The organism is Methylobacillus glycogenes JCM 2850 (genome assembly GCF_000617925.1).
GTDB classification, from domain to species: Bacteria; Pseudomonadota; Gammaproteobacteria; order Burkholderiales; family Methylophilaceae; genus Methylobacillus; species Methylobacillus glycogenes.
The window spans coordinates 159,165-171,299 of the sequence record NZ_BAMT01000003.1; the positions used below are offsets into that span (position 1 = coordinate 159,165).

A 12,135-nucleotide genomic window follows, 5' to 3' on the forward strand; every position below is an offset into this window, starting at 1 on the left:
CAGTAACCCAGGAGTTGAGCGCAATGAAGCATGATTTATCCCGTCGTAAGTTTCTCGGCAATGGTTTGGCCCTGGGCGGTAGCCTGATTCTGGGCGGCAGCCTCTTAAGTGGATGCAATAACTCAGGTTCCAATACCGATAGCAATGCCGCTGGTGCCAAGGCCGCAGGCAGCGCCAATGCTGAGCCTGTACATGGTGGCCGCTTGCGCGTTGGCATTATTGATGGCGATCAATCGGGTAATCTGGATGCGCACAAACCTATAGGCGGCGGCATCATCCGGGGCTGGGCGCTGTACAGCAAGTTCTGGGAGTGGGATGAGCATGTGGGTACGCGCCTGGCGCTGGCAGAATTTGCCGAGCCCAATGCCGATGCCAGTGCCTGGACTATCCGCATTCAGCCCGGGCTGGAGTTCCACCACGGCAAAACCATAGACGCGGATGACCTGCTGTTTTCTATCCTACGCCTGACCGACCCTAATCTGGCTTCGCCTTATGCCGGACTGGTGGGGGCCATAGATCGTGATGCGCTGCGCAAGCTGGATGACAGAACCATAGAAATCCGTTTCAAGCAGGGCCGCAGCTTCTTCCCGCTGGATGAAACCCTGATCAGTTTTGGCAGCATTGTGCCTGTGGATTATGACCCCATCACCAACCCGGTAGGTGCTGGCCCTTACAAGCTGAAGAAGTTTATTCCCGGCCAGCGTTCGCTCTATACGCGTTTTGAGAACTACTTCAAGGCAGGCAAGCCCTATCTGGATGAACTGGAGATCATAGAGTTCAAGGATCAGGTGTCACGCGTGGCGGCATTGCGCGCAGGGCAGATTGACCTTGCCAGCTGGGTGCAGGCTGAACATAGCGCCTTGCTCAAGGCGGATGAGCGCCTGCGCCTGTATGCATCACCCACCACTTCTTTCACTGGCTTTAACCTTAATCTTGCCAAGCCACCATTGCAGGATGTGCGTGTACGCCAGGCCTTGCGCCTGCTCACCGATAGAGAAGAACTGGTACAACGTGCGCTGAATGGCTTTGGCCGAGTGGCCAATGACTTGTATTCCCCGCATGACCCCACTTTCAATCACGATATTCCGCAGCGTGCTCATGATGTAGATCAAGCGCGTTCGCTGCTGCGTCAGGCAGGCTTCCAGGATAACTTGCAACTGGAATTGACCACCACGCCGGGCGCAGGTGCCAATGCAGCGCTGGTCTATGCGCAGCAGGCGAAGAAGGCTGGCGTAGAGATCAAGGTCACCCAGGTCGATGGCTCGGTATTCAATGGCCCGCAGCGGGAGAATTGGCTGGTATCGCCAGCCTCTACCCCTGCGCGTGGCTTCCTCGCCACCGCCTTGCACAATGATGCGCCGGATGCGATTTACAACCGCACCAACTTCCATGACAAACGCTTTGACGAACTGTATTACCAGGCACTGGCGCAGCCAGCACTGGAGCCACGCAAGGCCTTGATACATGAAGCCCAGCGCATACAGCATGAGCGTGGCGGCCTGGTGATCTGGGGTTACAGCGATATTCTTGATGCGGCTTCCAACCGTGTGGGTGGCCTGGTGCCAGAACAAACAACGTTTGCCTCCTGGCGCTTTGATAATCTTTGGCTGAAACATGCATAAATCGCTGCAAACGGCGTCCGCCAGCAGCGAAGGTCATCCTGCGGCTAAGCGAGCACAGCAACATGCACGCTGGCGCTTGCCAGTCTGGCTGAGCTGGTTCCTGGGGCGGCTGGCCTATGGTCTGCTGACGGTGTGGGTGATCAGCCTGATTGTGTTTGTGGCAACCCTGGTATTGCCTTCAGACCCGGCCCGCATCATTCTCGGCCCAGATGCGCCGCTGGAGAGTGTGCAAACCTTGCAGCACCAGCTAGGGCTGGATCAGCCCAAGCTGGTGCAATATGTGCATTGGCTGGCTGGCTTTATCCAGGGCAATTGGGGTGTTTCGCTGGACTCGCAACTAGCGGTCACTGAAGTGCTGTGGCCACGCTTTGCCAATACCCTGGCCTTGCTGGCGGGTGTTGTGGCTTTTGTCCTGCCGCTGGCGCTGGTGCTGGGTGTAGCACTGGCGCTCAAGCGCGATAGCAGGTTTGATCAAGCGGTATTATCGGCGTTGATTCTGTTCAAGGCGGTGCCGGGTTTTCTGCTGGGCATAGGGCTGGTGTTGCTGTTCTCCATGCCTGGGGTCAATCTGTTCCCGGCAGTGGCAATTCTGGACCCAGAACTTTCCATCTTCGCCCAATGGCAATACCTGGTGTTGCCCGTGCTCACCTTGGGGCTAGCAGCTTTGCCTTATCTCACTAGGCTAGTGCGCTCATCCATGATAGAAGCGCTGGATTCTGATTATGTTGGTGCTGCGCGCCTGCGTGGCATTCCCGAGCGCCGCATTGTCTGGCTGCACACTTTGCCCAATGCACTGGTGCCTGCTGTGCAGGGGCTGGCCTTGACGCTGCGTACCCTGGTGGGTGGGGCGCTGCTGGCAGAAGTGATCTTCAGCTATCCCGGCATGGGGGTGACTTTGCATGCCGCCATCCAGATGCGTGATTTGCCCTTGATACAGGCCATCGTGCTCTTGACCACGGTCTCTGTGGTGGGCATCAATCTGCTGGCTGATCTGCTGACCGTGTTGCTCACGCCCAAGCTGCGCACCGCGCCGCGCAAGGTGATGATACAGCGCAATACGCGTGGCATTCAGCCTGGTGGCGTCGCAGACTGGCGAGGGCTTCCTGATGGCAGCGCAAACTCAGCGTAGCATTCCTGCCTGGTGGCATAACCCACAGGTCAGACGCGGCAGCTGGCTGCTGCTGGCAGCCTTGCTGGTGTCGTTATTAGGGCCGTGGCTGGCACCGCATGCGCCCGCAGAAATGGTGGGCCCGGTGTATGGCATGCCGCAAGGCCTGGCTATCTTTGGCTATGATTTTCTCGGCCATGACGTGCTGTCGCGCGTGCTGGCCGGGGGCTGGTCCATACTCTGGATGTCCTTTGCCTCGGCAGCGCTGGCTTTGATGCTGGGCAGCCTGCTGGGTGTCATGGCAGGCTTCTCGCGCCAACGTCTGGATCAAGTCATTACCTGGCTGGCAGATGTGGCGCTGGCATTCCCTGACTTTATTCTGGTCTTGCTCATTATTGCCATGTTTGGCCGTGAGCCCTGGCTGATTGTCAGCCTGGTGGCCTTGACCCTGACTCCTAGTGTTATTCGTCTGGCGCGCAGCAGCACTGTGGCCATGGCCGGGCAAGAGTTTGTTGAGGTAGCGCAAATGATGGGCTTCTCCAAACGGCACATTATTTTGCGCGAGATTTTGCCCAATATCCTCACGCCATTATTGGTGCATTTCGGCAATATGCTGACCTGGGCCGTGGGGTTGCTCGCGGGCTTGAGTTTCCTCGGTTATGGCGTAGCGCCGCCTGCAGCGGATTGGGGTTTGATGATTAACGAAAACCGCACTGGTTTGCTGGTGCAACCCTGGGCCGTGCTGGCCCCAGCCTTGATGGTGGCTTGGTACGCCTATGCCGCCAATATTCTCGCTGAAGGTATCAGCCGCAGCCATGCCAGGGTAGGAGGGGCCGCCCATGAGTAAGGCATTGGCACAACAGACGGAACAGGAACAGGGAAGTGAGCAGTCAGCACCTGTGATATCCCTGATCAGCCAAGACACACAAGCACCACAGCTGACGCAGATAGCGCCAGCGCCGCAGGTGTTGAAAGTGCAAGACCTGCGGGTTGAGTTACGCAATACGCATGAGGTGATTTCCGGCATCAATTTTCATCTCAGGCAAGGCGAGATTCTGGGCCTGGTAGGGGAGTCCGGCTCTGGCAAAACCACCCTGGCCACCGCGCTGCTGGCACATGCCAGAAAAGGGGCGGTGATCAGCGGCGGGCAGGTGCTGGTAGATGGTATTTCCCTGCTCAGTATCTCGGGTGAGGCATTGCGCCGTGCCCGTGGCAGCGTGGTGGGCTATGTGCCGCAAGACCCGGCCATGGCCCTGAACCCCGCGCTGCGCATAGGCATGCAGCTGCGCGAAACCCTGCAGGTGCATGAAGCTGGCCTGACGCCAGCGCAACAACAAGAGCGCCTGCAGCAGACCATGCGTGATGTCGGGCTGCCCGCAGAGCCTGAGTTTTTGCAACGCTTTGCCCACCAATTATCCGGTGGTCAGCAGCAGCGTGTGTTACTAGCCCTGGCGTTTATTCTGCGGCCTAAATTAATCGTACTGGATGAGCCGACCACTGCGCTGGATGTGGCCACTCAGGCGCATATTCTGCAAACCCTGCGCCAACTATGCAAAAGCCAGGGTGTGGCCGCCATTTATGTCTCGCATGACCTGGCGGTGGTCAAGGACTTGGCAGATAGAGTGATGGTCATGTATGCAGGCCGTATTGTGGAAACCGCAAGCGTGAGCGTTTGTTCTCGCAGGCGGCACATCCTTATACCAGCGGCTTGTTGGCGGCAATTCCTGATGTGGCGCAGCGGCGTACTTTGTCGCCCATCATGGGCCAAGCGCCATCCCCAGGCCACAGGCCACAAGGTTGCGCTTTTGCGCCTCGTTGCAGCCAACGGCAGGCGGCATGTGGAGAGGCAATTCCAGACCTGAGTGCGCTTAATCACGAGCATGAAGTAGCTTGCCTCGCACCACTCCGAGCAGAAGATCACGCCTTGCAATTGGCAGCAATATCTACCCCTGGCCATGCCGAGTCCTTGCATGCCGACCAGCGTGAAATCTTGCTGGATATACAGCAACTCAATATCGCCTATGACAGACAGGTGCTGTTTGACGTCTCCTTGCAGATCAAGCGTGGGGAGTGCTTGGCGTTGGTGGGTGAATCCGGCTCCGGCAAGACCAGCCTGGCTCGTGCCTTGGCCGGGCTTGGCGGCAATGCCCAGGGTCAGGTGCTGTATGCCGGGCAGGCACTCAGTTTGCAGACAGAGCAGCGCGCCCCGGCTTTGCGCCATGAAATTCAGTACATCTTCCAGAACCCTTACCGTGCGCTTAATCCCCGGCAGACGGTGGCGCAAAGCCTGGCTGCACCGCTGGTGCATTTCTTCGGCCTCAAGGGAGATGCCTTGCGCCAGCGCATAGAACAGGCTTTACAACGCGTCTCGCTCTCGGCGGCGTTGGCGGATCTTTATCCTGGCAGCCTTTCTGGCGGTGAGCGCCAGCGGGTGGCCATTGCCAGAGCCTTGGTGTGCGAACCGCGCTTGTTGATTTGCGATGAAATTACCTCGGCGCTGGATGTCTCGGTACAGGCCTCCATCCTGGCCTTGTTGCGTCAACTACAGGACGAGGGGCTGACCATGCTGTTTGTGACGCATGACCTGGGTGTGGTGAGGGCGATTGCGGATCAGGTGGTGGTGTTACAGCATGGCCGGGTGGTGGAAGCGGGTGAGGTCGATCAGGTGCTGGATCAGCCAGCAGCGGCGTATACCCGCATGCTGTTGCAGCATTCGCCATCCTTGACCTAGCGTCGGTTGACCTAGCGTCGCTTAACCTCGCTGCTTGAAGGTGATATCTACGGTGCCCAGGTGGTTTTCGGGCGTTTGAATTGTATTCTCGCTGCTGCTGGCGTCAGCCTGTTTGGCCAGCAGGGAGTGGCTCATAACTTCAGGCACAGGTTGGGAAAAATAATACCCTTGTGCCAGTTCCGCCCCCATGGACTGTATGCACTGCAGTTCATCGGCATTTTCCACCCCTTCCAGCACGCATTGAATCTGCATATCGCAGCTTAACGTCATCAGCGATTGCACAATCTTGCGGCTGAGCGGGTTGCTGTGAATATCGCGTATAAAGCAGCGATCTATCTTGATCTTGGTCAGCGGTAATTCATGCAACTGGCGAAAGCTGGAAAAACCAGTGCCAAAATCATCCAGCGTGATGCCGCAGCCCATTTGCCGCAATTGCTCACTACACCATTTGATCTGCGCCAAATCCTGCAGGCCCGCCGTTTCAGTAATCTCAAATTCCACGCGCTGCGGGTCCACTCCACTTTGTTGCAGCATGAGCATAATGCGCTCCACCACACGGCGCGTGCTGATATCGTGCGCAGATAGATTAAATGCCAGGCGGATATCCTCAGGCCAGGAACGTGCCACCTGCAAAGCCTTGGCCAGCAGCGCCAGCGTGATATCACTGATCAGACCTGCCTGCTCGGCAATCGGGATAAACACGGCAGGGGAGACTATGCCCAATTCACTGCTATGCCAGCGTGCCAGCGCCTCAAAGGCCACGGTACGCTCGCTGGATAAAGCAATAATTGGCTGGAAGAATACGCTGAGCTCCTGCTCCAGCACGGCACGGCGCAAGGCTTGCTCAATATTGGCATCTCGCACAATCAGCTTGCGGTGATCACTGGAAAATAGCGTGACATCGCAGCGGGTATTGCGTTTGCCGTGGTATAGCGCGTAATCGGCAAACTCGTAGAGATCATGCGCGTTCTGCGCCATATCGGGATAAATCGCCAGGCCGATAGAAGCTGAGATATGCACCATGTGATTGTTGATGGCATAGGGGTTGCGCAGGGTTTTGCCTATCTGCGTACAAAAGTCCATTAGAGCGGCTTCGTCCATATTGGCGGTGATGATGATGGCAAACTCGTCACCACCCATACGCGCCACACTGGCTTGTTCTGCACAGATGTTTTCCAGCCTGCGGCTGACGGCATACAGCAGTTTATCGCCAGTGCCATGGCCGTAAAGATCATTCACGGGCTTGAAGCCATCCAGATCGAGTATGCCCAGGGCAAAGCGCTGCTGCTGGCTGCTGTTATCGGCGCAGTGACGCTCAAGATCATGGAAGAATTTACGTCGATTGGGCAGTTGCGTGAGACTGTCGAGATTGGCGAGTGCAAAGTTTTCCCGGCTCAAGGTTTCTGCCTGGATATGGGACTGAATCAGTTGCACAAAATCCCGGTAATAAAAATACAACATCAGCATCATGCCGCTGAGCACAATCACGATATTGATGGTGATCAACAGCACCGAGCTTTGTCCTTGCTCGCTGGTAAAGATCAGAATGACAAAACTGAGGTTGGCAATCACGGTGACGATGATGGCCGCCACGCGGATATGCATAAGGCAGAGCAGGGAGCACAGCATGGTGAGAGCAAGATACCCCGCAATGTGATAACGGGTGGAAGTGTCACCATAGTTGAACAACATGATGGCCCAGCCAGCAAAGGCCAGCGTCACCGGGGCCGCCAGCAGATTGGTCTGACGCATGCGGCGCTGCACCAGGGCAGGCGTCAGCGCCTGATGGCGCGTCTTGAACCAGAAGCCCAGTCGACTCAGGCAAACCAGACTTAACAAGAGCGGGATATACAGGGTTAGCCAGTGCGGGGCTGACTCTAGGTGATTACAGCTCAATATCCAGGTATTGCACAGCAATATGCAATACATCAACGGCAGTTGCTTGTTGAAAGCCTGATATTGCACCATGAGCTGAAACCCGGATTCCTCATTTTCAGCTGCTGTGGGCAGGGCTTTAGGCTGGGTGCGAAACAGCATGAAGGGAGAATAGCGTGGCATGACAACCTCTCTGAGCTGGTTGGCAGGCTAGCGGCCATGCCAAAAGATAAGAGGCATTATTTCGCAAACATAAGCAATAGTAAACTTATAGTCTGTTTGCTGGTTTTGAAGCCTTAGTTCTCTGAGATCGGTTTGATCAGGCTGAAACTTAGCAATGAATCAGGGGAGATTTGCGGCAGGACCTAGCCTTGCCTGAAGGCTGTGAGTCAGTAGTAAAGGCCTGTAACTAAGCGAAATCGCCAGGAAAGCGGCAACAGAAAGATGAAACCGCGGAATCAGGTGTTGTCGAGGTCAACATCGTAAAAAGGCACAATCTTGATATGGGGCAAACGCATGATCTTGTCTATCGCCAGCCGTGCCAGGGCCCAGGCGCGCTCTTCGCGCATCAAGGCTTTTTCACTCTCGGTATAGGGCAAAAACTGGCCGCCAAAGGTCAACGAGTGCCGCACTGAGGCTTGCTCGTTCATATAGGCTTTGACCACATCCTTAACCCGTTCTTCACGGCTGGGGTAGAGCGAAGGCATTGCTTTTCCTTTTTGCACACAGATGACAAAACGGTGACTGATTCACAGCTTTATCTTACATCCCAAGTCATTACTCGTCACACAATCTCTTGCTGTGAATTTTCCGCTGAATGAAAACCCAGATAACTCATATAAAAATGTAGTCTGCATCAGCAAAATTCAAGCATCAGAACGCAGGGAAAAGACTAGGTTCATCAGTAACATTTTCTGACAGTTGCGTAGGAATGCTTGGTCTGGTCTCGTGCAATTCGGCACGGTAGGGTAATCATTACTCTAAATCTTCCCGGGAGCCATGATGCAACTCAAACCCGTGCAGTCTATTCACGCCAAGCAGCAGTCTGCGCCGTCAAATCAGCGCAGCAAGCTTGGTAATAATTCCGCGTTTGTTCAAGCAGGCAATCACTGGCTAAGCTCAGCATTGCTGGGGCTGGCCTTGCTGATGTCGGGTGCCAGCATGGCGCAGGATAATGACCCTTTGAGCCAGTACGCCGATGATGCTGCCACCACCAGCAAGGTGAAGTCTGCTTTGGTAGGCGACCAGATGCTCAGTGCGCTGGATATCAAAGTGCAGTCCGATGATCTGGGGGCAGTACACCTGAGTGGTACGGCAAGCAGCCCCGCAGAAGTCAGCCATGCCACCACGGTGGCGCGCGGCGTTAGTGGCGTGGTGTCGGTGCAGAATGACATTGTGGTAGAGAGCAAGGCGAATGCCAGCGAGCGCAAGAGTAGCAGCAACAAGCTAGAGTAAATGGTTTGTAGCAAAGGGTGAGGCATGTCGCTCTGATACCTGAAACTTAAGCTCTTGCCCTGAGCCAGCTACAATGTATTTCCTTTAACTAAAATTGCGATTCATATGCACAAAAAAATGTTTGTCTGCTTGAGCCTCTTCATTGCCCTACCATCCTTCGCAGAGGGGAATCAGGAGTTGCTGGAAAAGCTGGCTGTAGCAAAAATGACTGGTTTATGTGGTGCAGTGCAACAAATGGCAAGATTTCAAAGCACTGCCCAGCTCAAGAGTGGTCAGGAGTTCATAGACAAATTCGTTGATTCAGAAGCTGCAAGATTAGGCATTCATAGGGCACAGTTTCTTAAAGGCTGCGAATCGGCCTCGCGAAAATATGATAAGTATTTGAGCGAGTTAGAGACTGAATAGGATTTTTGCCTACGTTCTACTCCCGGCACTGTTAAGCTGATCTAGCGACTATCAGTGTTAGCGTTGTCAAAGTTGTAGACGGCGATACCATCACAATGCAGGTGGCCGTTACCCAGCGGGGTATGCCAAATTGAACTGGGTATGGTCTGCCTGACAAACACTAGAGCCAAACATTAAGCAAGTAAGCGGGGTGTAGGAGATAAGTGCGAAATATGTATAGGGTGAGTATATTTCGCAGATGGTCAGGGGGCTGCGAAGCCCCGAATAGCCTATAGCGTTGTTCACAAAACTTGTAACAACAAATCATATGGGTTAATTCCATTTTGGATTTACTTATATATATGTTGTATATACAATATCCCTTCGCGCACTTGAATTCAACGGAATCATGCCGATAATAATTTCAAGGAAGATTCAAGAAAAACTGACTGAGAAACATGGTGTCTCAGTGAGAGAGGTAGCACAATGCTTCGACAATGTTTTTGGATCATTCTTGATAGACACCAGAGAAGTTCATAGGTCTGACCCGCCAACGCTGTGGTTTATTGCACCAACCAACAAAGATCGCTTACTAAAAGTCTGTTTTATCCAAAAGGGTGAGGATATTTACATTCGCACGGCCTATGAGCCAAATATTGATGAGCTCAACATATATATCAGTAAGTTACCGTAACGAAGGTGATCAAAATGTCAGAAGATAAGCGCTTTATTGAAGAATCAGAAAAGTGGGATTCTCGCGAGCTTGGCGCTAGTGTGGACCATACGCAAGTAGCCTCAGAAGAACAGTCGCAAGCTGTTTTGGATGCGCTCGACCTGCAACTCATATCAATCCGTTTGCAAAAAGGCCTCATAGAGGATCTGAAGTTCATTGCTAAAGCCCATGGGATTGGTTATCAACCTTTAGTAAGAGACATCCTTCACAGATTTGTCGTGAGTGAGAAAAAATTAATCATGCGCGATATCCTAGAGCAGAAGCGCATTGAATTAGAGATGATTGAGGCCACCAATACTGTAGATAAAGAAACCGAACTTCAGAAGATAGCGTAACTACAACCCGCTCCGGCGGGTTTTTTATTGCCTGTTGGCGCTGGCACCAAATTAGGAGCACCTACTGCTCATGCCTGCTAGCAGCAATCAGCTGAACTGCTTGGTAAACAGTTGTTATAGCCTCCAAGCAAATAGATGTATTCAATGAGAAATCAGCTAAGTAAATGGACGGGTATAATGCCTGCGTTAGTGCAGTGAATAAGGTAGTAAGCCTGCTTGCAGGCCGATGAGCCGTCATTGACCCAGTGTGACTCTGCCGCTATAGATTGGGCGCACTAACTTTTCTATTCTTCTCACTAAAATCCTTAAGCATCTGGCTTTGCTAGCCTCCTGGCATCGCAGATTACAGGCAATAAAAAAGTGACCATCCTCCCAGATGGTCACTTTTTTGTGCGCTAGCCTGAAATTTTGCCTAGCGCTTTATTGCGCAGCCTCTGCCAGTTGCGCTGGAGCTTGCCAGCTACCGCCCAGCGCTCGTATCAGTTGTACGGTGGCGCGGGCGCGTTCGGCGTCCAGTTGCAGGGTGGTGCGGCGCTGGGTGAGCAGGCTGCGGTCTGCATCTATGACTTCCAGATAGCTCACCAGGCCTTCACGGTAGCGGCTTTGCGCCAGATGGCTGGCACGCTCGGAATAGGTCACGGCCTTGTCCTGCACCCCGGCTTGCTGGTCCAGTATGCGCAGGCTGGCGAGGTTGTCTTCAACTTCACCAAAAGCGCTGAGCACGGTCTGGCGATAGCGCGCTACATCTTCTTCATACACCGCACGTGCGCGTTCCAGCCCGGCGTCTCTGCGGCCACCATCCAGAATAGGCATGGAGAGCATGGTGCCTATCAGCGGGCCTAGCAGGAAAGTACGACTAGACCAGTCAAACAGGCTGCCGAGTTCGTTGGATTCATAACCCAGCGCCCCAGTGATGTTCAATCTGGGGAAGTAAGCCGCCTTGGCCACACCTATACGTGCATTGGCGGCGGCCATGGCGCGTTCAGCCGCGGCAATATCCGGCCTGCGCTCCAGCAGGTTGGAGGGTAGGCCTGCGGGGACGTTAAGGCTGATGCGCTGCAAAGGGCTGGCTGCCAGGTTGAATTCTGCTGGGGTTTTTCCCAGCAAAATGGCCAGGGCATGTTCTGCCACCGCACGTCTGCGTGTCACCGCCAGCGCTTCTGACTCTGCTGCTGCCAGCTCGGTCTGGGCGCGGGACAGTTCCAGCTCGCTGATGTCTCCAGCGTCAAATCGGTGCTGGGTCAGCTTTACGGTCTGTGCGCGCAAATCCACGGTCTGGTGAATGATGCGTTGCTCGGCATCCAATTCACGGATGCTGAAGTACTGCTGCGCCACATCCGCCTGTAGCGACAGCTGTACCGAGCGCAGCAGGGCAGCGCTTTGTTCGGCATCAGCCTGGGCGGCATTGATCAGTGAAGATACACGGCCAAATAAGTCGGCCTCATAGGAGACCTGGGCCTGGGCACGCCACAAGGTTTGCTCGCTGCCATTTTCCGTGCGCTGCGAATCCGGAGAAACGCGCTGATGGCCGGGGCTGATGCCAGCACTGATCTGCGGTGTGCGGTTGGCCCGCTCATCCTTGAACAGGGCACGCGATTGCGCCAGACGGGCCACGGCGGCTTGCAGGTTTTGGTTGGCTAGCAGCGCCTGGTCTTCCAGTTCATTCAAAGTGGCGTCATTGAACACCTGCCACCAGAGGCCGCGCTGCACTGCCTCGGAAGGCTGGGCGGTCTGCCACTGGCTGCCTTGCTCCCCGGTCAGGGTTACGCGGGCTTCCTTGAACAGCTGCGGTGTAGACACCTGTGGCTTTTCATATGGTGGCGCTACTGAGCAAGCCGCCAGAATCAGGGTCGCCGTGAGTAAGGGTAATAATTGATATTTTCTCATGATGA

General features: G+C 54.7%; 10 protein-coding genes and 2 pseudogenes. 9 read left to right on the forward strand and 3 right to left on the reverse strand.

All coding sequences use genetic code 11. The features are described from left to right. Positions 1 to 23: 23 nt before the first annotated feature. The 6 genes and pseudogenes from JCM2850_RS06900 to JCM2850_RS22580 all read left to right on the forward strand — a co-directional run bounded on the left by JCM2850_RS06900 (position 24) and on the right by JCM2850_RS22580 (position 5,461). Entirely contained in the window at positions 24 to 1,622 is a 1,599-nt protein-coding gene (locus JCM2850_RS06900; protein WP_025870741.1) for an ABC transporter substrate-binding protein, read from the forward strand. Then, positions 1,615 to 2,751: an ABC transporter permease gene (locus JCM2850_RS06905; RefSeq protein WP_025870743.1), complete on the forward strand. Its 1,137-nt coding sequence runs from the start codon at positions 1,615 to 1,617 to the stop codon at positions 2,749 to 2,751. Before JCM2850_RS06900 ends, JCM2850_RS06905 begins: the two co-directional genes overlap by 8 nt. Further along, entirely contained in the window at positions 2,729 to 3,577 is an 849-nt protein-coding gene (locus JCM2850_RS06910; RefSeq protein WP_025870745.1) for an ABC transporter permease, read from the forward strand. Before JCM2850_RS06905 ends, JCM2850_RS06910 begins: the two co-directional genes overlap by 23 nt. Next, a pseudogene (locus JCM2850_RS22570) lies at positions 3,570 to 4,274 on the forward strand (ATP-binding cassette domain-containing protein); the annotation flags it as partial. The gene JCM2850_RS06910 and the pseudogene JCM2850_RS22570, both read left to right, overlap by 8 nt. A 167-nt stretch (positions 4,275 to 4,441) precedes the next feature. Continuing rightward, a pseudogene (locus tag JCM2850_RS22575) lies at positions 4,442 to 4,567 on the forward strand (ABC transporter ATP-binding protein); the annotation flags it as partial. 87 nt (positions 4,568 to 4,654) lie between these two features. Then, complete coding sequence (locus JCM2850_RS22580) at positions 4,655 to 5,461, forward strand: ABC transporter ATP-binding protein (RefSeq protein WP_234406151.1); 807 nt, start codon at positions 4,655 to 4,657, stop codon at positions 5,459 to 5,461. A 21-nt stretch (positions 5,462 to 5,482) separates the two neighbouring features. On the opposite strand, the gene JCM2850_RS06920 is transcribed toward JCM2850_RS22580, so the two are convergent. Together JCM2850_RS06920 and JCM2850_RS06925 are read right to left on the reverse strand one after the other, a co-directional pair. After that, entirely contained in the window at positions 5,483 to 7,519 is a 2,037-nt protein-coding gene (locus JCM2850_RS06920; protein ID WP_025870747.1) for a putative bifunctional diguanylate cyclase/phosphodiesterase, read from the reverse strand. A 275-nt stretch (positions 7,520 to 7,794) separates the two neighbouring features. Further along, positions 7,795 to 8,043: a hypothetical protein gene (locus JCM2850_RS06925; protein WP_025870749.1), complete on the reverse strand. Its 249-nt coding sequence runs from the start codon at positions 8,041 to 8,043 to the stop codon at positions 7,795 to 7,797. Positions 8,044 to 8,335: 292 nt separating this feature from the next. Between JCM2850_RS06925 and JCM2850_RS20410 the strand changes: the two genes are divergently transcribed. From JCM2850_RS20410 to JCM2850_RS06945, 3 genes are all read left to right on the forward strand, one after another. After that, a complete protein-coding gene (locus JCM2850_RS20410; protein WP_025870750.1) occupies positions 8,336 to 8,791 on the forward strand; it encodes a BON domain-containing protein in 456 nt (151 codons plus the stop codon). A gap of 105 nt (positions 8,792 to 8,896) precedes the next feature. Further along, entirely contained in the window at positions 8,897 to 9,196 is a 300-nt protein-coding gene (locus JCM2850_RS06935; RefSeq protein ID WP_025870751.1) for a hypothetical protein, read from the forward strand. 687 nt (positions 9,197 to 9,883) lie between these two features. Continuing rightward, positions 9,884 to 10,243, forward strand: coding sequence for a hypothetical protein (locus JCM2850_RS06945; protein WP_036265689.1), 360 nt, complete (start codon positions 9,884 to 9,886; stop codon positions 10,241 to 10,243). Positions 10,244 to 10,663: 420 nt separating this feature from the next. Here the strand turns inward: JCM2850_RS06945 and JCM2850_RS06950 are convergent, their stop codons facing one another. Beyond that, the gene (locus JCM2850_RS06950; protein ID WP_036265691.1) at positions 10,664 to 12,130 is read right to left on the reverse strand and encodes an efflux transporter outer membrane subunit; all 1,467 of its coding nucleotides are present in this window, start codon (positions 12,128 to 12,130) and stop codon (positions 10,664 to 10,666) included. Positions 12,131 to 12,135: the final 5 nt, after the last annotated feature.